Origin of the sequence: Anaeromicrobium sediminis (assembly GCF_002270055.1) — a bacterium.
Classification (GTDB): domain Bacteria; phylum Bacillota; class Clostridia; order Peptostreptococcales; family Thermotaleaceae; genus Anaeromicrobium; species Anaeromicrobium sediminis.
The window spans coordinates 243,665-263,176 of the sequence record NZ_NIBG01000002.1 but is presented as its reverse complement, the minus strand read 5'-3'; the positions used below and the strand labels follow the sequence as shown (position 1 = coordinate 263,176).

Here is a 19,512-nt window from a genome sequence, read left to right as displayed (position 1 = left end):
CCTGACACAACTCTCTTAAACTATATTCTCTCCAAAATCGGAAATTCCTTCAATTTTTACAAAAATTTTGATAGAAATGTCAATTTCAAATTTTCAAACTCCTAAAAACATATGTCCCTAATATACATACTATTACTGCATCTTCACTTTTATGAACAAGTTTATAAAATTTGATATTTTTAAAAAAAGAATGGGAGAATATTATACTCTCCCATTCTTTTAGCTTATACCTTTTCTAATTTTTTCTGCAAAGGCGCTAGGAATTTCACTTTCCTCTATGGCCTTTGCCATTTTCTCATAATCATATTCAACTTCCACAATTTCCATATGTATGTCATCTTTAATATCTAAGATCACATAGGTTCCATTTGGATTGCCATGTTTAGGTTTACCTACACTACCAGCATTTACTACAAATACATTATTTACATATTTTCCGTAGGGTTTGTGTGTATGACCACAAACTAATATATTAAAATCTGCCTTTTCAGTTACTTCCTCTAAAACATCTGCATCTTCATAAAGATACTCGTTATTTCGTCTCGGGCTACCATGAACTAATTTTATTTTATTTTCCTCTACTTCCACATCCATTTCCTTTGGTAATTCCCTTAACCATTTTTTATTTTCATCACTTGTATTTTCTTGAGTCCAATATAGGGATTTCACACCCATTTCCATTACCTTTTGATCCTTATAATCACAACCGCAGGCCATGAGCTCTTCTCCTACACTTTGGTCATAGTTCCCTTGAATTGTAGGTATTTTTTCTTCCTTTATCTTATTTATCACTTCATTTGGAAAGGGGCCATATCCAACTAAATCTCCCATACAAAATATTTTATCTAAGTTTCTCTTTTTTGTATCCTTTAGTATCTCCTCTAATGCATATTTATTAGAATGAATATCTGTTATAAATCCTATTCTCACCATAATCCTCCTTTGTATTTTATAATTTAATTATAATTTTATAATAATATATTAAAAGTTAAAAGGTTATTTTTATTGTAAGGAAGAGAATCTTAAATAGTATTTTATTCTTCCCTAATCTTTGTCACCTTTTTTAGTAAGCTTATTTTCTAAGTGTTCTATTTGTTCTTTTAACATTTTAATTTGATAATACATTTCATAATCTTTTGATTCAGGCATATTGGCCTTTTCTTGCTGTTCACCTGCCGCACTTATAGTTAGAATACTTTGCCCTAGAGTTTGTATAAAGTTTCCGAATACATTTTGTTGGTTTAAATCTAGTCTTTCTGCCACTATTATGGCAAAAACAGCAGCTAAAATAGCATATGCATTTGTTATAGTATTATTTATGTTTTTCCCCATAGTTTTCTCTCCTTACTTTTTGATAGTACATTATACTCAGGAGAAAAGACCATTGTGTATAGGTTGTCTTAATTCTTACAGAAAGTATAAAATAATCATATTTTCTTTAATGTCCTAGATTAACTTTCATTATTTCAGCCATATTTTTAGGAATTGTTGTATTATCATTGTATCCACCAAACTTTTCAGCTCCTACCCCAATGGCTGTAAGTGGCACTGGTACCCCTGTGTGCACAAAGGTAGTCCAATGTATATTAGCCCTTTCGGATATTATATGGGCTGTTGCCAGAGCCACTGGACTTTTAAACAAATGGCCGTATTCATCTTTATCACCTTCTATGTTTTTGTCCTCTAATTCCATGGCTTTTTCTAATTTTTCCATTTCCCTTTTAGTTAAATTATCCAATCCATATACTTCTTCTAAAAAGTTCAAGTATGCCAATCTATCTCCTGCATATTTTTTATTTCCCGTTACTAAGTGGTCAATAGAGCGTTTCACATCTTTTAGTTCTTCTAGCTTCATAAAATAACCAACACCTGTGCCAAGTCCCAAGCCACCAGTTTCATGGTCTGCTGTCACTACTATTAAAGTTTCTTTGGGATGTTTTTTATAAAATTCATAGGCCTTTTTGATAGCATGATCAAAAGCCAGTACTTCATGTATAGTTCCCACCACATCATTATAATGACAGGCATGGTCTATTCTTCCGCCTTCAACTACCATAAAGAAACCCTTTTCGTATTTACATAATGCATCTATTCCCTTTTGAGTCAATTGCTCTAAATTTGGAGTATTTAAATTATTCCCCCTATCAAGCTCGTAGGGTAGATGGGAATCTACAAGTAGAGCAATTACTTTTTCCTTTCCTACGGGCTTATGTTTCAAGAAATTATTAGTTTCCTTTTCTGTTGCAAAAACTCTGTAACCCTTCCTATGAAATTCCTTTAATATATTCCAATTGTCTTTTCTATCTGACTCTCCATATTTCCAATTTTCAGGTACAAAATGTCCATATCCTCCAGCTCCTAAAAATTCCACATTACTATTTAAAAAATCTACTGCAATTTCATTTTCATTATGTCTATCCCAATTGTGAGAAACAAATGAAGCTAATGTGGCGTGGGTTAATCTAGTATCTGATATCAATCCCGTTGCATATCCCTTTTCTTCTGCCGCTTCTAATATGCTCTTTACATCTGTACCATCTGGCAATTTCCCTATAACACCATTATTAGTTTTATATCCTGTGGCCAAGGCAGTACCTGCTGCTGCCGAATCTGTCACCAGCGAATCGGCAGAGTGGGTAGTTTTAATTCCTACAACAGGAAAAGTATTCATGGTAAGTTTACAATTAGAGTCACCCTTTTTAATTCTTACGAACAATTGAGCAATTGCCCTTTGAGATAGGCCTAAGCCATCTCCTATAAAATAAAATACATACTTAGGTGCTTTTTCTTGAGAAAATGATATACTTGATAATAGAAATAAAAAAGTTAATGTGAAAGTAAAAATTCTCTTTAAAATTTTTTTTGTCATAAATACCTCCAGAAGTATCTTAATATAAAAGTTTATAAGTTAATATTTAAGGATATTTAATATTAGTGTTAACTTTAAGTAAATATTTTAAAATCTATGTTTTTGCTATTTAATTGTAAGTTTCTGTAGATTTTGTAAATTTTTATTTTTTTATTTATTATTAAATATCTTATATAATAATGTTATTGGCGAAAGGAGTGCAATTTATGGATAATTTATTAAAAAAGCTCTACGAAAAAAATAAAGTTTCTGAGGATGAGCTTCTTTATATTTTAGATAATATGAATGAGAGCTACAAAGAAAAACTTTTTACATATGCCCATGAGACAAGCAAAAGATATTATGATAATAGAATATATATGAGAGGTCTTATAGAGTTTTCAAATCATTGTAAGCAAGATTGTATGTACTGTGGTATTCGTGCTTCTAACAAGGTAGCTCATAGATACAGATTAACTCACGATCAAATATTACAATGTTGTGAAATTGGATATAATCTAGGATATAGAACCTTCGTATTACAAAGTGGTGAAGATTTTTATTATGATACGGAAAAACTCTGTACCATAATAAAGGACATAAAGAGTAAATATGCAGATGCAGCCATTACCATGTCCATAGGAGAGAGAGATTACGACACATATAAAGCTCTATACGAAGCAGGAGCTGATAGATATTTATTAAGACACGAAGCTGCTTCTGAAAATCTTTACAATAGATTTCATCCAGGAATGAAATTATCTAATAGAATAGAATGTCTTAACAATTTAAAGGAAATTGGTTTCCAAGTTGGAGCAGGATTCATGGTAGGACTTCCCTATCAAACAAATGAGGATTTAGTAGAAGATTTATTGTTTTTAAAAAAATTAAATCCCCACATGATAGGAATTGGACCATATCTACCTCACAAGGATACACCTCTTAAGGATGAGAATAGTGGTACCCTTGAAAAGACTTTAATAATGCTTGCTTTAACTAGATTATTAATTCCCGATTGCCTACTTCCTTCTACTACAGCTGTAGGGACTATTGACAACAAGGGTAGAGAGAAGGCCCTCCAAGCAGGAGCTAATGTAGTTATGCCAAATCTTTCTCCAACTAACGTACGTGAGCTTTATTCCCTATACGATAACAAAATTTGCACAGGTGATGAAGCAGCCCATTGTAGGGTATGTATTCAAAAGAGAATTGAGAGTGTTGGCTTTGAAGTTGATATGGGTCGCGGAGACAGTGTTAGATTATAAAAATAAAAAAGGCATACGGAGTATGCCTTTTTTATTTTAAGTAAACCATATAGCCTACAATCTTTTTTATAACCTAATAGACTTTAATACACTTCCTTCTATATCTTTAATTTCTAATAGATTATTTTCTAATATACCATAGGAATTTGGATTATTTTCCTTTGGTAATGTTATAGAACCTGGGTTTACTACGTATTTATCTGCCACTTCCTTAGCCACAGGAATATGGGTATGGCCATGGATTAATACATCTCCACCAGATAATCTATCCATATTATTCTCATTATATATATGTCCATGGGTTAAAAATAATCTTTTATTTCCGTATAATATGTAATTATAATCTGCCATCATAGGAAAGTTTAACACCATTTGATCCACCTCTGAATCACAATTTCCCCTAATGGCTATTATTTTACCCTTATAAGCATTTAACAGTTCTGCCACTTCAGAAGGACTATAGTCCTTAGGTAACGGATTCCTTGGTCCATGATATAATACATCCCCTAATATAATTAATTGGTCTGCTTTTTCCTTCTCAAATATATCTATGGCCCTTTTAGCATAATATATGGAGCCATGTATATCTGATACAAACATTAATTTCATACTTATCAACCTTTCTTTATGTATAGATTGGTCAAATCAGAGCTTTCCCTATACGTAATTTGTCTATGGAGGTAAATATACTCCCATAAAGCTAGCTTAAACATTTTATACTTAATTATAACAAAAAAGAGCACATACTTAGTTATGCACCCTTTAAAAATAATTATTTGTCTTCTGTCATATCTTCTTTAAGAATTTCTAATAACTTCTCTGCTCTTTCTTTCGTAGATCCACTTAGTTGAATAAATGGGACATTTTCTGCTTTTAAGAAAGACAAGATAGCTTCATCTACTTCTTTAGCAACTTCTTCATCTTGCCATCTTACTCCGTCTTTTTTATATCCAAATTCTCTAGGTAAGTATATTATGTGATCGTATCTAGGAATATCTTCAATAGCTAAAACATATAGGTCTTTTAGGATTTCAATTTCTTTTTTATTTCTTTTCTTACTACCTAACATGAATCTTCCGTATATATACGGAACAAATGTAGCATAGTCTGTCAATGCATATTCGTGATTTTCTAAATTGTCTTCTATTCTCTTTTGTCCTAAATAGATTCCGTATTGTTCGCTTATTGATTGGATCATTCCCTTATCTCTTAAATACTCTGTAGAATATTCTAGTGCATAACCTACGTTAATTCCCATAATTTTCATATCAACATATAATTGCTGTATTAAAGTTGTTTTACCACAACGTGGTCCACCTAAAACTGCTACTCTCTTTGCCATTTGCCTAACTCCATCTCTTTTTTTGTTTTATTGACCTATTTAGTATACTATTTAATCCTTCATTTTTCAACAAAATATGCAGATATTTTTGATGAAATACCGAACAATAAATTTTTAAAGAAAATTAAAAGGCGGTTATTTTTCGCCCCCTTTTTATATTTTTTTCTTGTTGACATTTATTCCACATGTGATAAAATCGTACTGACCCTTATCTTTACAATATCAAACTCAAATAAAAAGGAGTGACGGTATTGTGTCTTTAAACCAATTTTCCACACCATTAATTGATGCTTTAAAAAAATATTCAAATAGTAGTATAACACCCTTTGACGTACCTGGACATAAATTCGGTAAAGGCACAAAGGAACTTAGAGACTTTTTCGGACCCAATCTAATGAAAATAGATGTAAATTCCATGAAATGTCTAGATAATTTATCTAATCCTACTAGTGTTATAAAAAAAGCCCAAGAACTTTTAGCAAATGCATACGGGTGTGACCATAGTTTCTTTTTAGTAAATGGTACATCTTCTGGGATACAAGCTATGATAATGAGTGTTTGTGCTCCTTATGATAAAATTATCATGCCTAGAAACGTTCATAAGTCTGCTGTAAGTGGATTAGTTTTAAGTGGTGCTATACCCGTTTATATTCAACCAGAAACTAATAAGGATTTAGGAATTGCTATGGGTATGTCTTATGAATCTATAAAAAAGGCTATTTTAAGTAACTTAGATGCAAAGGCAGTATTTATTATAAATCCTACCTATTATGGAATGACATGTGATTTAAAAGCTATTGTAGATTTAGCTCATAAACATAATATGGTAGTACTAGTAGATGAGGCCCATGGTGCTCACTTTCATTTTCATGATGAACTACCCATGTCAGCTATGGCAGCTGGAGCGGATATGTCTGCCATAAGTCTTCATAAAACAGGTGGTTCTTTGACTCAAAGTTCTGCTATTTTATTAAAAGAAGGAAATATTTCTCCTATGAGAATTAAAAATATTTTAAATTTAACTCAAACAACTAGTGCGTCCTATCTTTTAATGAGTAGTTTAGATGGTGCTAGAAAAATATTAGCCACTCGTGGCGAAGAAGTTTTTTCTGAAATTCTTAGTGTGTGTAGATATGCTAGGGAAAAGATAAATACAATACCACACTTATATGCTTTTTCTAAAGAGTTAATTGACAATAAGGGTGTTTACGATTTTGATGAAACAAAACTGAGCATTAAAGTTTCAGACTTAGGTCTTACAGGATTTGAAGTCTATGAACTTTTAAGAGATAAATACAAAATCCAAGTAGAACTTGGAGATATTAACAATATACTTGCAATAGTTAGTTTAGGTGATGATAAAAGCTCTGTAGATAAACTAATTAATGCTCTATTCCATATAAGTAAAAATCATAAAAAAGATAAATCCTTTAACTATAATATATTATTAGAAAATCCAGATATAATAGTTTCTCCTAGGGATGCCTTTTATAGTAGAACAAAAATAATCCCTTTAAAGGATTCTATTGGAGAAGTTAGTGGAGAATCTATCATGGCATACCCTCCAGGGATTCCTATAATAAGCCCTGGTGAAAGGATTAGTAAGGAAATAGTTGATTATATAGAAGAACTAAAAAATCAACACACATTAATTACAGATTGTCATGACCCTGAAATTAATCATATTAAAATATTAGGAGCCTAGAAGAAGCCTTTTTACAGGCTTCTTTTTTTTATTCTTATTTTATAAAAATTTCTTTCATATTTTTCCTATGAAAACTATTGACTTTTTTTCAAAACATAGTATATTTATATTTAGTAAAAATAAACTGTATGTTTAGTAATAGAAAACAAACACTAAAAATAAACTGAAAGTTTAGTAATAAAAAACCATTCTATTTTTAAACACAAAGTTTATTATTATTAAACTTTTTTCATTGAAAATAATTTATTTTTAAAATTATATAATATTGTAAAGATGGGTCAAAGGTTGAAATTTAAAAGTTCAGGAGTGATTAATTATGAAAATAGAACAATTAGGAAGACATATCTTAGTAGAATTTTATAATTGCGATAAAGAAGTATTAAACAACCATGCTTTAATTGAAAAATACATGAACGAAGCTGCTATAAAGGCAAAAGCTACAATTGTGCAAAGTGCGTTTCACATGTTTAATCCATGGGGTGTGAGTGGTGCTGTAATCATTCAAGAATCTCATCTTACTATACATACATGGCCTGAATATGGATATGCAGCAGTGGATTTATTCACATGTGGAGATAGTGTAGATCCATGGGTTGCTTTTGATTATTTAGCAGAAACGCTAAAATCTGAAAAAAGTGAAACTACGGAAGTTCCAAGGGGATTAGTAGATAAGATAAAACATTATTCAAAAGAGGATTTAGGTACTATTACATTTAAACCTGTAGATAATGCTGCATCTTAATATTTAGGAGGAATAGACATTATGGAATTATGGTATAGCGAAAAACATACTGAAGACGTAAAGTTTTCTATTAAAGTTAACAATCATTTGTTTACAGGACAAAGTGATTTTCAACGTGTAGATGTTTTTGAAAGTGACGAATTTGGAAAGTTTTTAACATTAGATGGATTAATGATGGTAACAGAAAAAGATGAATTCATATATCATGACATGATTTGTCACGTACCGATGGCAACTAACCCAAATATTAAAAACGTGTTAGTTATTGGTGGTGGAGATGGTGGTACAGTAAGGGAGCTTACTAGATATCCTTCTATCGAAAAGATTCATATGGTTGAAATAGATAAAATGGTAGTTGACGTATCTAGAGAATTTTTACCTATTACATCATCAAAATTAGACGATACTAGAGTTACATTATTTTATGAAGATGGTATTGAGTTTGTAAAAAACAAGCCTAATACTTACGACTTAATATTAGTTGACTCTACTGACCCTATTGGTCCTGGAGAAGGATTATTCACTAGGGAGTTTTATAGAAATTGTTTTGAGGCTCTAACTGAAGAGGGAATATTAGTTAATCAAAATGAAAGTCCTTATTATGAAGGTGATGCAAGAGAGATGATACGTGCAAGCCAAAAGGTTAAAGAAATTTTCCCAATTGCTAAGGTATATCAATTCCATATGCCTACATATCCATCTGGACATTGGTTATTTGGATTTGCATCTAAGAAATACGATCCTATTAAAGACTTTAATCCTTCTAAATGGGAAGAATTTGGCTTAAAGACAAAATACTATAATACGGATATTCACGTAGGATCATTTATGCTTCCTACATACGTGAAGGAGATGATTGAAAGTGGTACTTGCTAAAAACACTTTATCATTTATAGGTTTTGAAAATGATTATGAGGAATCTAGTTTAGTATTATTTGGCGCTCCCTTTGATGGAACCACGTCCTTTAGACCCGGAACTAGATTTGGTCCAATGCATATGAGAAATGACTCTTATGGATTAGAAACTTATAGTCCCTACATTGATATGGATTTAGAAGATTATAATTTATATGATTATGGAGATTTAGACTTTCCCTTTGGTAATACAAAAAAAGTCTTAGACATGATAAGAGATTTTTCTAATAAAGTAGTACAAGCTAATAAAATTCCCCTAATGATAGGTGGAGAACACTTAGTAACTCTTCCTGCTGTGGAAGCTGTATATAATAAGTATGAGGATTTACATATTATCCACTTTGATGCTCATACTGACTTAAGGGAAGATTATATGGGAGAAAAACTTTCCCATGCTACTGTTATAAGAAAAACTTGGGATTTCCTTGGCGACAATAGAATCCATCAATTTGGAATTCGTTCAGGATTAAAGGAAGAATTCATGTGGGCCAAAGAGCACACTAATTTAAATAAATTTGACTTTACTAATTTAGATAAAACAGTTGAATCTTTAAAAGGAAAGCCCGTTTATGTGACTATAGATTTAGATGTACTAGACCCATCTATCTTCTCTGGTACTGGTACTATAGAACCTGGTGGTGTTACTTTTAAAGAACTAATGGATGCCATAGTATTATTAAAAGATTTAAATATTGTAGGTGCTGATGTGGTTGAATTATCACCCCATTATGACCAAAGTGGTATGTCGACTGCTGTTGCATGTAAAGTATTAAGAGAATTAACATTGAGCATATTATCTAAGTAAACAGGACTGGTAACTGGTGGATAATATTCTTTAATAATAAACAGAGACTGGGTTTCTCACCCAGTTTTTTGTTTTTTGATTGTTTATTGTACTTTTTTAGCTTTGTTCATATTTTATTAATATTTATCCTGTATTATAAATACCAAGCACAACACTCCTTTATTCTATCCCCTTAAAACAAGACCACTAAGAAAAGTGGTCTTTTTATTTTATAGGAAATTATAATTTTGCATAGGTTGTCGAAAAATAAGGTTTTGTTCATATTTTATTAACATTTATCCTGTATTATAAATATTAAGCACAACACTCCTTTATTCTATCCCCTAAATAGGTCACATTAAAAGTGACCTATTTTTATTTTTTGTAAAAATATAAAAGCCTACTAAAAAAATTTATTATAATATAAATTTTAAAAACTTACTAAAATATTAATACTTTATTCATAGTTTATTAATATTTATCCTGTATTATAATTATTAAGCACAACACTCCTTTATTCTATCCCCATAAGAACAGTAAGTTCTTATATAATAAAGTGTAAGTGAAAAACAATTTTTTTCATACCTCCTTAATAGGCTTCTAATTAGAAGCCTATTATTTTGGGAAATTAAGAAAACAGGTAGTAATCTAAAGCTTACTACCTGTTTTTTTACCTATTTTTTATTTAACTATTTCTCCATTTATTATAACTTTGTGTACTTTACTTCTTAAATCAAATGGATGTCCATCAAAGATTACCACATCTGCATCCTTTCCAACTTCAAGACTTCCTACCCTATGGTCTATACCCAATATTTTAGCTGGGTTTATAGTTATGCTCCTAAGAGCTGTATCTTCCTTTAACCCTTCCCTAGCAGCTAAACCTGCACATACGGGTAAATATTGAAGAGGAATTACTGGATGGTCTGTCATTATGGCAAACTCAATACCTTCCTTTTCTAATATGCCTGCCGTTTCAAAAGTAAGATTTTTAAGTTCTATTTTAGATCTATTAGATAGAGTTGGCCCTATTACTATACCCTTTTGGTAACCTTCTTTTAAGTATTTAGTTATTAAATGGGCTTCTGTACAATGCTCTAGTGTAATATCTAAATCAAATTCTTTAGCTATTCTTAAAGCCGTCAAAATATCATCAGCCCTATGTGCATGAGCCTTTAACGGAATTTCCTTATTAATAACCTTTTCTAATGCTTCATACTTCATATTAAATTTAGCATCTTTATCCTTTTTCTTGTTTTGAACATATTCCTTTGCCTTCATAAGAGTTTCCCTCATAATAGATGCTGTTGCCATCCTAGTAGAGGGAGATTTTTTAATATCACTATAACATCTCTTAGGATTTTCTCCAAAGGCACACTTCATGGCTAAGGTTTCCTTTACTATCATGTCATCAACCCTATCTCCATGGGTTTTTATAACAGAAAATTGACCTCCTATAACATTTGCACTCCCAGGTCCTGTTGCTACAGTAGTTATCCCCCCAAGTAGTGCCTCTTCAAAACATCTGTCCATAGGATTAATTGCATCGATGGCTCTTAACTCAGGACTTACAGGATCTACTATTTCATTTCCATCAGCCCCTTCAAAACCAACAGCATCTTCCCACATACCTAAGTGACAATGGGCATCAATCATACCAGGCATTACAAACTTCCCTTTAGCATCTATGACTATTTCAGCGTCTTTCTCTTCTAAATTAGGACCTACATATTCTATCTTCTTGTCTTTAATTAATAGCGATCCATGTTCATAATTTTTCTCACCCATAGTGTAAATATAAGCGTTTTTGATTAAAATCATTTTATCCACCTCCATATTTTCTTTAAATGACTTGATTTTACAAATTTAGCATGTTACTATTTTCTTATATATTAAAATTATTTTAATAATAATAATTAAATTTAGAAAACTAATATAAACTACACTTATAAAAAGGAGCTATGTTATGAAAGTTAGTATGCAAGAATTAATGGATTTAGTGATACAAAATTTCAAAGCACCTATTAGTCTATTAGAATTTAAAGCTGGTAAGACTCAATTAATTAACGGCTTACCAATAACTTACTTTTTAAGATTCATATCTAAAAATGCTGAAGAAATAGCAGACTTTAACGGTGAATTTCATGTGGAAGAAATTTCATCTACCATATTGAAAATAAAGGTTACTGAATCTTATATAATTATAATTGAACAAGATACAGAGGAAAATGTATTAAATTTTGATATTGGATAAAGTGAGTCCCTTGACTCACTTTATCTTTTTTTAATTGCTTTTGATTAATTCTTTATTATAAATGAAAACTCCTCTTTTCTTCATAATCTTTTTTATATTAAAATTTCACAAACAAAAGGATGTGCTAATATTTATTTATCACATCCTTCTTCCCTTGTTACTATTTAAAATCCATACTAATTTTCACTATTTCTGCATTAGTTCCAAACCTTATAGGTGGACCCCAAGTACCAACCCCTGATGATACTATCACATTTAAATTATCCTTTTTAACATGGCCCCAATCTACTTCATAGACCCTTTGGGTAATGAAATTATTAGGAAACATTTGGCCCCTATGTGTATGGCCTGATAACTGCATATCTGCCCCAATATTCTTTGCTTCCTCTAACTCTTTAGGCTGATGATCCAATACTATTATGGGCAAACTCTTATCTATCCCTTTAGTTAACTCATCTAAAGATTTCCTTTCAGTTCCCTTTATATATCCACTAGCTAGGTCATCCCTTCCTACCACATAAAAGCTATTATCTACTTTTGTAACCTCATCTACTAATACATTTATATTTGCACTTTTTAACTCTTCAATTATCTCTTTATCTTTTCTTCCTATATATTCATGATTTCCCATGACAAAATATGTTCCATACTTAGATTTTAACTTTTCTAACACTTCCCCCATCTTGTGTTCCAAAATAGGTGAAATATCTTCATCAACTAAATCTCCACAGATAAAAATTATATCTGGATTTTCTCCGTTAACTTTCTCCACTATTTTCTCTAATTTTTCCTTATCTATTAAAACCCCTAAATGCACATCACTAATCATTATGGCATTTAACTTTTTAATATCTCCAGCACTTTTAGGTATTTTCACATTATAATTTATAACCTTTAAATTATTAGCATTTATATACCCTATAGTGCATATTACAATTACTGTGGATACTATTAAAATACCACTTCTCATTGCAAATTTACTACTATTAATAATATCCTGAGGAATTATTTTTACTCCTTTGTTTATTAACAGAAACATATATACAATTCCCAATAATAGAACCATATAAAATAATAGGGCCATCCAATAGGAACCTACTTTTAAAAAAATATTCGCCAATCTCCTAGGAAGAATTTCATGCCCAAATCTAGATATTATAAACGAAAAGGCTGTAATCCAAAATAATATCCAAAATATATATTTATTAACTTGTATAATTCCTAGATTGGCAAAATTGAATATATACCTTCCCACAAAAAAATTTATTGCCCCATATATTCCTAAAAATATTATCATAAAAACATATTGCAACCATATCACCACTTTCTTTAATTCATTATATATTTCCATATATTATTAGGTTTGACTTTTTTTGTTTATCTTATTATAACTATAATATTTATTTTTGAGATGAATTTATTAAATTCTTAATATTAGTTAATATTTTTTTAATATAAGAAAAATTACTTATGATACGGTTCACCTCACAACATTCTAAAGGATTTATCCTTTTAGAATTGCATCATTAGAACTATAGGAGTTGCTCAACTATACTTGAATCATTCCTATTGCGACACCATCAGAAAAAAGTTGGGAATAAAAAACACTCACCTCTCTAATTGAAAAGTGAGTATTTCTAATATTTGTAGCGTGCCTAAGGGATTTGAACCCTTTAGGGTGGCCAGGATATTGGAAGCGCTGGGTTGTTATAATGCAACCTAGCATTTCTTTATTTTTTCATTGCAGATAATTCTAGATAGATTCATTTCTTATTTTTCTCCCTACGTATTTTATTGAACTGCGAGCCAATATCTTTGTAGGATCTATGTATTTTTCATTGATGTCAAACATTTCAAAAGCTATAGGAAGCTCTGTGCATCCCAGAATAAAAGCTTCTACCTCTTGCTCTTTCAAATCCTGTAATACAGTATGGAAATTCGTAATGTCTATGTCACTCCTACCGCTTTTTATCCCATATATTAAATCCATAATATATTTCATTTTATCAGAATCAGGCTTTATTAATTCCAAGCCATATTCACTGAACACTTTATCGTATATCCCAGAGTTATAAGTACCTGCTGTTGCCAGGAGACCTACTTTTTTACCAGAATACAGTTTTTCTGTCTCCTTTGCTGTTTCTACTATCATATTCAAAAAAGGAATATCTATATACTTAACAACTTCATCATAAAAATAGTGGGCAGTATTACAAGGCATGATGATTACATCTGCTCCCATCATTTCCAAGCGTATTGCAGATTTAATTAAATAGTTTGTTGGGTTTTCTCCATTATTGATTATATGGTTTGTTCTATCAGGAATTCTTGTATTGTTATCTACAATTATTTCAATATGCTCATTATCACTATTTGCTTCGGTTAAGGTAATTATTTTGTTGAATATATCTACTGTTGCAAGTGGTCCCATTCCACCTAATATTCCTATGGTTCCCATTATAATCGCCTCCCTTTACTTAATCCATGACATTGTCTTCTTTCCACCAGCATCTTTTGCCTTACATAAAATCAATTAAGCGTTTATTCAGCATACAATAGTCGTTTTTGCACATAGTCAGATGTCATGAGACTTAAACACCCGCCATATGTCAACTCAAACACCATATCATCACCTATTTGATAGTCGGTCTTGCTTTGAGTTACATCTAATATTAAATGGTCACTGCTGCCTCCAAGGATCACAATATCCTTATCGATTGGAATCAGATTCGACGGACTAACATCTTGCTTTCCAATCCCACAGATACATCGAACAATATCACCTTTATCTTCAAATACAGGTTTATTGCCGAATGCATCTAAACCAATTTTTCCAACCGGTACAGAAGGTTTTTTCTTCACCTCAATCACTTCACATACCAATCGAAATGCATTATGGTTCAAGCCCTCTATTGGTTCATCATTGAGACCAATTCCCATGAAGAGTGATGCTCCCAATCTCAACTGATTAATCCCTTTGGGCAATTTCCCTTCATTCATCAGTAAACTCAGGGTTCCAGAATTCCCTCCTGATACAATCTTCATGTCTAAACCATAATTATTATTCAATGTCTCTTTTAATGCAACAAGGTTTTCCAATACTTCCTGCGTGGGCATCACGCCACCATAACATGATAAGTTGGTTCCAATTCCGATAATCCGAATTCCTGACAAATCACGGGCTCTATTGATTGTGGTATGAATATTATCCTCGTAGAAAATCCCTTCCCTTAAGTCGCCCATATCAATCATCACGATCACATCATGGATTGTATGCCTTTTCAATGCAGATTCACTAAGAAGACGCATCATTTCAAGGTCAGATACTAAAGATACATTACAAAATTCAACCACTTGATCAACTTGACTTCGCATTGGAAGTCGAATCATCATTTTAGGTATATTGATGTGCTTATATTTTTTTATGTTTTCAATTCTCGCATCAGAGAGCATTTCGATTCCCGATTCCACTAAAACCTCGACAATCTGTGGATTGCCGCAGATAAGTTTTGTAACAGCTGCAATCTTAATATCCAGATATTCACAAAGTTCAACGACCTTGTTGACATTTTCCTTTATTAATTTGAGATTCATCTCAATTCTTGGATAATTGTACTCATCAATAACAACTGAATTGTCTGATGCTGGTTTTAAAGGCTCATTACATTGAAAAAACTTCATACAATCGCTCCTTTACCTCAGTAAACTCATTACTAATAAAAGTTTCATGATTTCATCAATTGCAAAATAGCATTGCAGTAAAAGAATGAGATAGTGTAAAATTACGCTATCTCATAATCAGTCCCTAAAACACATTCAATTTGCGTCTCGCTCATACATGGAATAATGCACTAAAACGTCTGTGTTTATTGGTATAAAGGGTAGCTATAGGCAATACCCCTTAACTAAATCCCAGCAGAACTGCTGCGATTATGAAAATTGATGCAAAAAGCATCAGGATTGCTTGAATCTTAATCATAAATTTCGCCCAGGTACTCCATTCCAATCTTGCTATTCCAAGCACTCCCATCAGTACACCTGAAGTTGGAACAATCATATTCGTGAACCCATCACCTAACTGGAATGCCAACACTGCAACCTGTCTATTAACGCCTACTAAATCGGCAAGCGGCGCCATAATCGGCATTGTTAATGCAGCCTGCCCTGAACCTGACACAACGAAAAAGTTGAAAATAGATTGGAATATATACATGAACCATGCCGATACAGCTGCAGGCATGCCAGCTAGACCAGATGACATCCAGTTAAGAACCGTATTTAAAACAGAAGGTGTACCTGCATCAGTCCCTCCAAGTACTAATACAATCCCATTGGCCATACCAACGACTAAAGCTGCACCTAAAAGGTCTTTCGCACCATCTCTAAAGCTTGTAGCAATATCATTTAATTTCATATTATTTAGCTTAAATATGACGCCAATAATACCTGAAACTACACCCATAATGAAAAATTGAGTAGCTATCTCAGGCAAATAGTATTCGTATCTTACAACACCATATATTATCCAACATATCCCCAGAAAGATAGTCAGTAGAACCAATTTATGTCCAGTGGTAAATTGGATCTTAATATCCTTTTTAGCCTGAAGATCATTTCGGAAATATGCATCTGTTTGATAAGCTATAGAGCTTTCAGGATTTTTCTTAACTTTCTTTGCATATCTGTATGAGTATACTATCCCAAACAGAGTGAAAAAACTCCACATGACCAGTCTGAAACCGGCACCAGATAGAATAGGTACATCTGATACACCTTGTGCGATTGCCACAGTAAAAGGATTCATCCATGAAGTTGCAAATCCGATTTGTGCACCAATATAGGTCACAAACAGTCCTGTTATTGAGTCATAGCCTAGGGCAACAATAATAGGGATTAAAATCATTGCAAACGCTATTGTTTCTTCTGCCATCCCGAAAATCGCACCACCAAGTGAGAACAGGACAAATATAATTGGAATGAAATAATTTTCATTACCTTTGGTCTTCTTAATGAGTTCAAACATTCCGGCATCAACAGCACTTGTTTTAATGACAATACCGAATGCACCACCAATTATCAAAATAAAGGCAATTACACCTACTGCCGTACCCCACTTACTACCGCTAACCAAACCTTCGAACATGTAATTCGTAATTCCTACACCGCCATAAGGTTCGAAGATTCTAATGCCATTTCTTATAGGCGTTCCAGAATCATCTGTTTCAAAATGAAAACTGTCTGCGACTGGTACTGTTTTTGTTTTTTCCACCCCTTTATACAGATAAGTTACCTCTTCCATCTCGAATGATCCGATGGGAACCAGATAGGTCAATAGAGCTGCAAATAGAATAACAAAAAATATTATTAAGTATGTGTCTGGCATTTCCCACGCTCGTGGTTTCTTATCCCCTTCAATCTGATGCTTCCCTTTGATAGACATTTATATCACCCCTTTAAATTTGTTACTATAATATAGAGCAAATTCCATGCCAACTTTAAAACAATACTCAGTCCAATAAAATTTGACCAAATCACAATTTATGGTCACCATATTCATAAAAAATGGTGATATGTGGTGAATCGACATCACCATATACCACCACTTTTAACCACATATTTTATTTGTTGATTAGGTTCGCTCCTGCATCTGTCAGTGAAGTTCCAAAGCGTCCTTTCCTCTTCTGAATAAATCCTTCCCTTTCCAGTTTATTCAATCTGCTTCGAATCTGATTTTCTGTCAGTCCAACTTCAGCTGCATAGCTCAATTCAGACAACAATTTTCTGCCTATTCCTGGATTCTCATAAATCGTATTCAGTAGAAAGCTTTCAAAACGGTCGAGTCTATACTTTTCTTCATTTCCAATCCTCTCATCCTTGCTTTCCACCGGTTTTCTTTCTTTGAAAAAAGACTTTTGAGGTAAGTCATTAACTGTCACTACATTACCAGATTTAACAGCCAACATATAGGTGATCGTGTTCTTTAATTCCCGTACATTACCCAACCACTCATATTCTTTCAATTTATCATACACTTCGTCAGAAATCTCAACGTTCTCTATTGTTGAGGTGCTTAAAAGCTGATTCAACAACAATGGAATATCCTCTCTTCTCTGTCTTAAAGTAGGCAACTGGATATAGCCCATCTTTAGCCTGAAATAGAGGTCTTCTCGAAATTGTTTTTCTTCAACCAGTTCAGATAGATTCTTGTTTGTTGCAGCAATAACACGAACTTTTACAGGACGGATCTTATTCCCTCCTACCCGCATTATTTCTTTCTCCTCAAGGACCCTTAGCAACCTAGCTTGAACCTTCAAAGAAACATCTCCAATTTCATCTAAGAAAATAGTTCCCCCATCTGCCTGTTCGAAAAAGCCTTCTTTTCCACCTTTCTTGGCTCCTGTAAATGCGCCTTCCTCATAACCAAAAAGTTCACTTTCAATGAGATCGTCAGTCAAAGCACTGAAATTGATTGCAAGAAACGGCCCATTTTTGCGATCTGAAATGTTATGAATTGCACTAGCAAACATTTCTTTTCCAGTGCCGCTTTCCCCCTCAATTAAAATGGTCATATCCCTTTGGCCAAGTTTTTCGGCAATGCTTTTCGCCTCTATGATTGAACGGCTTGCCCCAACAATGTCATCCATCGAATATTTAGCAATATAGCCTTTATTTATAACTTTCTTCCTATTGATACCAATCGCAAAAGCATCAGGACGCCTTGCTTTAAAGGTTGCAATCGTAACACCCTTCCACATGACTTGCGTTTTATGAATGATGACCTCTTCACCTTCCAAAGTCATGATCATATTCTCATGCCTCTTCTCATCCATTAAGTATTCAAGCAACTTCTTATTAAAAATCACTTGATTCAGCTTCATGCCTATCATTTCATCAAATCGTGGTTTTAAAATCCGTTTCAGATTTTCATTAAACACTGTAATTTTTCCATTTTGATCATAAGCAATGAGACCTTCTTCCAAACCTTCAATTACATTCTTGAGGTTCTCACGCAGCTCAGAAATTCGATTTTTTGACATTGAAAGCTTTTGGGCTACCCTAATGATTTTTTGGAGGTAATTCTTGGAAAACATACCACCTTTGTCATTAATTACTCCAAATGCACCCAGTATTTTCGCAATGGTTGTGAAGTCAAAAATCCTGGTTCCAATATCAATAACTGTTTCAATTCCATCAGGAATTAGCCCCGACTCTCCCGGAGTTATTCCAATGGTCGCTTTTATATCAGTCAATTCCACACCCGGATAATAGGGAATGTATTTGATATGATTCACACCTAATTCATTCAATATTTTAATACTGTCGTAGGTTGATTCTTCTGAATCATTAACAAATAACACTTCTGTTTTATCAGGTATTTCAACAATCTGATCCAAATTCTCCATATTAACAGTTCGCTTTCCAATAATGACATTTTTGCCTTCAAATGGATAGCCTGCTTCCACTAGTTCACGGTATTGAAGGTCACTTGATACGATATATATATCCGCGTCAACCATGTCCTCAAGGCCGTGCTCCACAGTGTACCCAATAACTTCAATATCATTATCGAGGTATTCATTAAGTTGGTTAACCAAAGCATCCCGAGTCACATCAGACGTTGTAAGCAGCACTGCACGTTTTTTATTCATAATCCCTC

Annotated in this window: 17 protein-coding genes; 6 read left to right on the top strand and 11 right to left on the bottom strand. The window is 32.7% G+C overall.

What is annotated here, in order from left to right; genetic code table 11:
• Nucleotides 1–219: 219 nt before the first annotated feature.
• From CCE28_RS04125 to CCE28_RS04115, 3 genes are all read right to left on the bottom strand, one after another.
• The gene (locus tag CCE28_RS04125; RefSeq protein ID WP_095131249.1) at nucleotides 220–930 is read right to left on the bottom strand and encodes a metallophosphoesterase family protein; all 711 of its coding nucleotides are present in this window, start codon (nucleotides 928–930) and stop codon (nucleotides 220–222) included.
• A 114-nt stretch (nucleotides 931–1,044) separates the two neighbouring features.
• The gene (locus CCE28_RS04120) at nucleotides 1,045–1,332 is read right to left on the bottom strand and encodes a hypothetical protein (protein WP_095131247.1); all 288 of its coding nucleotides are present in this window, start codon (nucleotides 1,330–1,332) and stop codon (nucleotides 1,045–1,047) included.
• A 106-nt stretch (nucleotides 1,333–1,438) separates the two neighbouring features.
• Entirely contained in the window at nucleotides 1,439–2,869 is a 1,431-nt protein-coding gene (locus CCE28_RS04115; protein ID WP_095131245.1) for an alkaline phosphatase, read from the bottom strand.
• A gap of 206 nt (nucleotides 2,870–3,075) precedes the next feature.
• Here CCE28_RS04115 and hydE point away from each other — a divergent pair, with 206 nt between their 5' ends.
• A complete protein-coding gene (gene hydE, locus CCE28_RS04110; protein WP_095131243.1) occupies nucleotides 3,076–4,113 on the top strand; it encodes a [FeFe] hydrogenase H-cluster radical SAM maturase HydE in 1,038 nt (345 codons plus the stop codon).
• A 66-nt stretch (nucleotides 4,114–4,179) separates the two neighbouring features.
• On the opposite strand, the gene yfcE is transcribed toward hydE, so the two are convergent.
• A complete protein-coding gene (gene yfcE, locus CCE28_RS04105; protein WP_095131241.1) occupies nucleotides 4,180–4,722 on the bottom strand; it encodes a phosphodiesterase in 543 nt (180 codons plus the stop codon).
• Nucleotides 4,723–4,885: 163 nt separating this feature from the next.
• Nucleotides 4,886–5,455 carry an AAA family ATPase gene (locus CCE28_RS04100; protein ID WP_095131239.1) on the bottom strand — a complete coding sequence of 190 codons (570 nt, stop codon included), beginning with the start codon at nucleotides 5,453–5,455 and terminating at the stop codon, nucleotides 4,886–4,888.
• A 253-nt stretch (nucleotides 5,456–5,708) separates the two neighbouring features.
• Between CCE28_RS04100 and CCE28_RS04095 the strand changes: the two genes are divergently transcribed.
• The 4 genes from CCE28_RS04095 to speB all read left to right on the top strand — a co-directional run bounded on the left by CCE28_RS04095 (nucleotide 5,709) and on the right by speB (nucleotide 9,622).
• Entirely contained in the window at nucleotides 5,709–7,160 is a 1,452-nt protein-coding gene (locus CCE28_RS04095) for an aminotransferase class I/II-fold pyridoxal phosphate-dependent enzyme (protein ID WP_176461654.1), read from the top strand.
• 316 nt (nucleotides 7,161–7,476) lie between these two features.
• Entirely contained in the window at nucleotides 7,477–7,902 is a 426-nt protein-coding gene (gene speD / locus CCE28_RS04090; protein ID WP_095131235.1) for an adenosylmethionine decarboxylase, read from the top strand.
• A gap of 21 nt (nucleotides 7,903–7,923) precedes the next feature.
• Nucleotides 7,924–8,778 carry a polyamine aminopropyltransferase gene (gene speE / locus CCE28_RS04085; protein ID WP_095131233.1) on the top strand — a complete coding sequence of 285 codons (855 nt, stop codon included), beginning with the start codon at nucleotides 7,924–7,926 and terminating at the stop codon, nucleotides 8,776–8,778.
• The gene (gene speB, locus CCE28_RS04080) at nucleotides 8,765–9,622 is read left to right on the top strand and encodes an agmatinase (RefSeq protein WP_095131231.1); all 858 of its coding nucleotides are present in this window, start codon (nucleotides 8,765–8,767) and stop codon (nucleotides 9,620–9,622) included. Before speE ends, speB begins: the two co-directional genes overlap by 14 nt.
• Nucleotides 9,623–10,282: 660 nt before the next feature.
• Here the strand turns inward: speB and CCE28_RS04075 are convergent.
• Nucleotides 10,283–11,422 (bottom strand): amidohydrolase, encoded by a 1,140-nt coding sequence (locus CCE28_RS04075; RefSeq protein WP_095131229.1) that lies wholly within the window; start codon nucleotides 11,420–11,422, stop codon nucleotides 10,283–10,285.
• A 145-nt stretch (nucleotides 11,423–11,567) separates the two neighbouring features.
• On the opposite strand from CCE28_RS04075, the gene CCE28_RS04070 reads away from it, so the two are divergent.
• On the top strand, nucleotides 11,568–11,855 hold the full coding sequence (locus CCE28_RS04070) for a hypothetical protein (RefSeq protein ID WP_095131227.1): 288 nt from the start codon (nucleotides 11,568–11,570) through the stop codon (nucleotides 11,853–11,855).
• A gap of 160 nt (nucleotides 11,856–12,015) precedes the next feature.
• Here CCE28_RS04070 and CCE28_RS04065 read toward each other — a convergent pair whose 3' ends face one another.
• The 5 genes from CCE28_RS04065 to CCE28_RS04045 all read right to left on the bottom strand — a co-directional run bounded on the left by CCE28_RS04065 (nucleotide 12,016) and on the right by CCE28_RS04045 (nucleotide 19,504).
• A complete protein-coding gene (locus CCE28_RS04065; protein ID WP_176461653.1) occupies nucleotides 12,016–13,152 on the bottom strand; it encodes a metallophosphoesterase in 1,137 nt (378 codons plus the stop codon).
• 456 nt (nucleotides 13,153–13,608) lie between these two features.
• Nucleotides 13,609–14,313 carry a cysteate racemase gene (gene cuyB / locus CCE28_RS04060; protein ID WP_242972890.1) on the bottom strand — a complete coding sequence of 235 codons (705 nt, stop codon included), beginning with the start codon at nucleotides 14,311–14,313 and terminating at the stop codon, nucleotides 13,609–13,611.
• 83 nt (nucleotides 14,314–14,396) lie between these two features.
• A complete protein-coding gene (gene orr, locus CCE28_RS04055) occupies nucleotides 14,397–15,536 on the bottom strand; it encodes an ornithine racemase Orr (protein ID WP_176461652.1) in 1,140 nt (379 codons plus the stop codon).
• Nucleotides 15,537–15,756: 220 nt separating this feature from the next.
• Nucleotides 15,757–17,295: a putative basic amino acid antiporter YfcC gene (yfcC, locus tag CCE28_RS04050; RefSeq protein ID WP_095131221.1), complete on the bottom strand. Its 1,539-nt coding sequence runs from the start codon at nucleotides 17,293–17,295 to the stop codon at nucleotides 15,757–15,759.
• 178 nt (nucleotides 17,296–17,473) lie between these two features.
• Nucleotides 17,474–19,504 carry a sigma 54-interacting transcriptional regulator gene (locus tag CCE28_RS04045; protein ID WP_095131219.1) on the bottom strand — a complete coding sequence of 677 codons (2,031 nt, stop codon included), beginning with the start codon at nucleotides 19,502–19,504 and terminating at the stop codon, nucleotides 17,474–17,476.
• Nucleotides 19,505–19,512 lie beyond the last annotated feature (8 nt).

Coding starts and splice junctions, on each gene's coding strand:
- CCE28_RS04120 (WP_095131247.1), bottom strand. CDS start 1,332: ATGGGGAAAAACATAAATAATACTATAACAAATGCATATGCTATTTTA.
- CCE28_RS04115 (WP_095131245.1), bottom strand. CDS start 2,869: ATGACAAAAAAAATTTTAAAGAGAATTTTTACTTTCACATTAACTTTT.
- hydE (WP_095131243.1), top strand. CDS start 3,076: ATGGATAATTTATTAAAAAAGCTCTACGAAAAAAATAAAGTTTCTGAG.
- yfcE (WP_095131241.1), bottom strand. CDS start 4,722: ATGAAATTAATGTTTGTATCAGATATACATGGCTCCATATATTATGCT.
- CCE28_RS04100 (WP_095131239.1), bottom strand. CDS start 5,455: ATGGCAAAGAGAGTAGCAGTTTTAGGTGGACCACGTTGTGGTAAAACA.
- speD (WP_095131235.1), top strand. CDS start 7,477: ATGAAAATAGAACAATTAGGAAGACATATCTTAGTAGAATTTTATAAT.
- speE (WP_095131233.1), top strand. CDS start 7,924: ATGGAATTATGGTATAGCGAAAAACATACTGAAGACGTAAAGTTTTCT.
- CCE28_RS04075 (WP_095131229.1), bottom strand. CDS start 11,422: ATGATTTTAATCAAAAACGCTTATATTTACACTATGGGTGAGAAAAAT.
- CCE28_RS04070 (WP_095131227.1), top strand. CDS start 11,568: ATGAAAGTTAGTATGCAAGAATTAATGGATTTAGTGATACAAAATTTC.
- CCE28_RS04065 (WP_176461653.1), bottom strand. CDS start 13,152: ATGATAATATTTTTAGGAATATATGGGGCAATAAATTTTTTTGTGGGA.
- cuyB (WP_242972890.1), bottom strand. CDS start 14,313: ATGGGAACCATAGGAATATTAGGTGGAATGGGACCACTTGCAACAGTA.
- orr (WP_176461652.1), bottom strand. CDS start 15,536: ATGAAGTTTTTTCAATGTAATGAGCCTTTAAAACCAGCATCAGACAAT.
- yfcC (WP_095131221.1), bottom strand. CDS start 17,295: ATGTCTATCAAAGGGAAGCATCAGATTGAAGGGGATAAGAAACCACGA.
- CCE28_RS04045 (WP_095131219.1), bottom strand. CDS start 19,504: ATGAATAAAAAACGTGCAGTGCTGCTTACAACGTCTGATGTGACTCGG.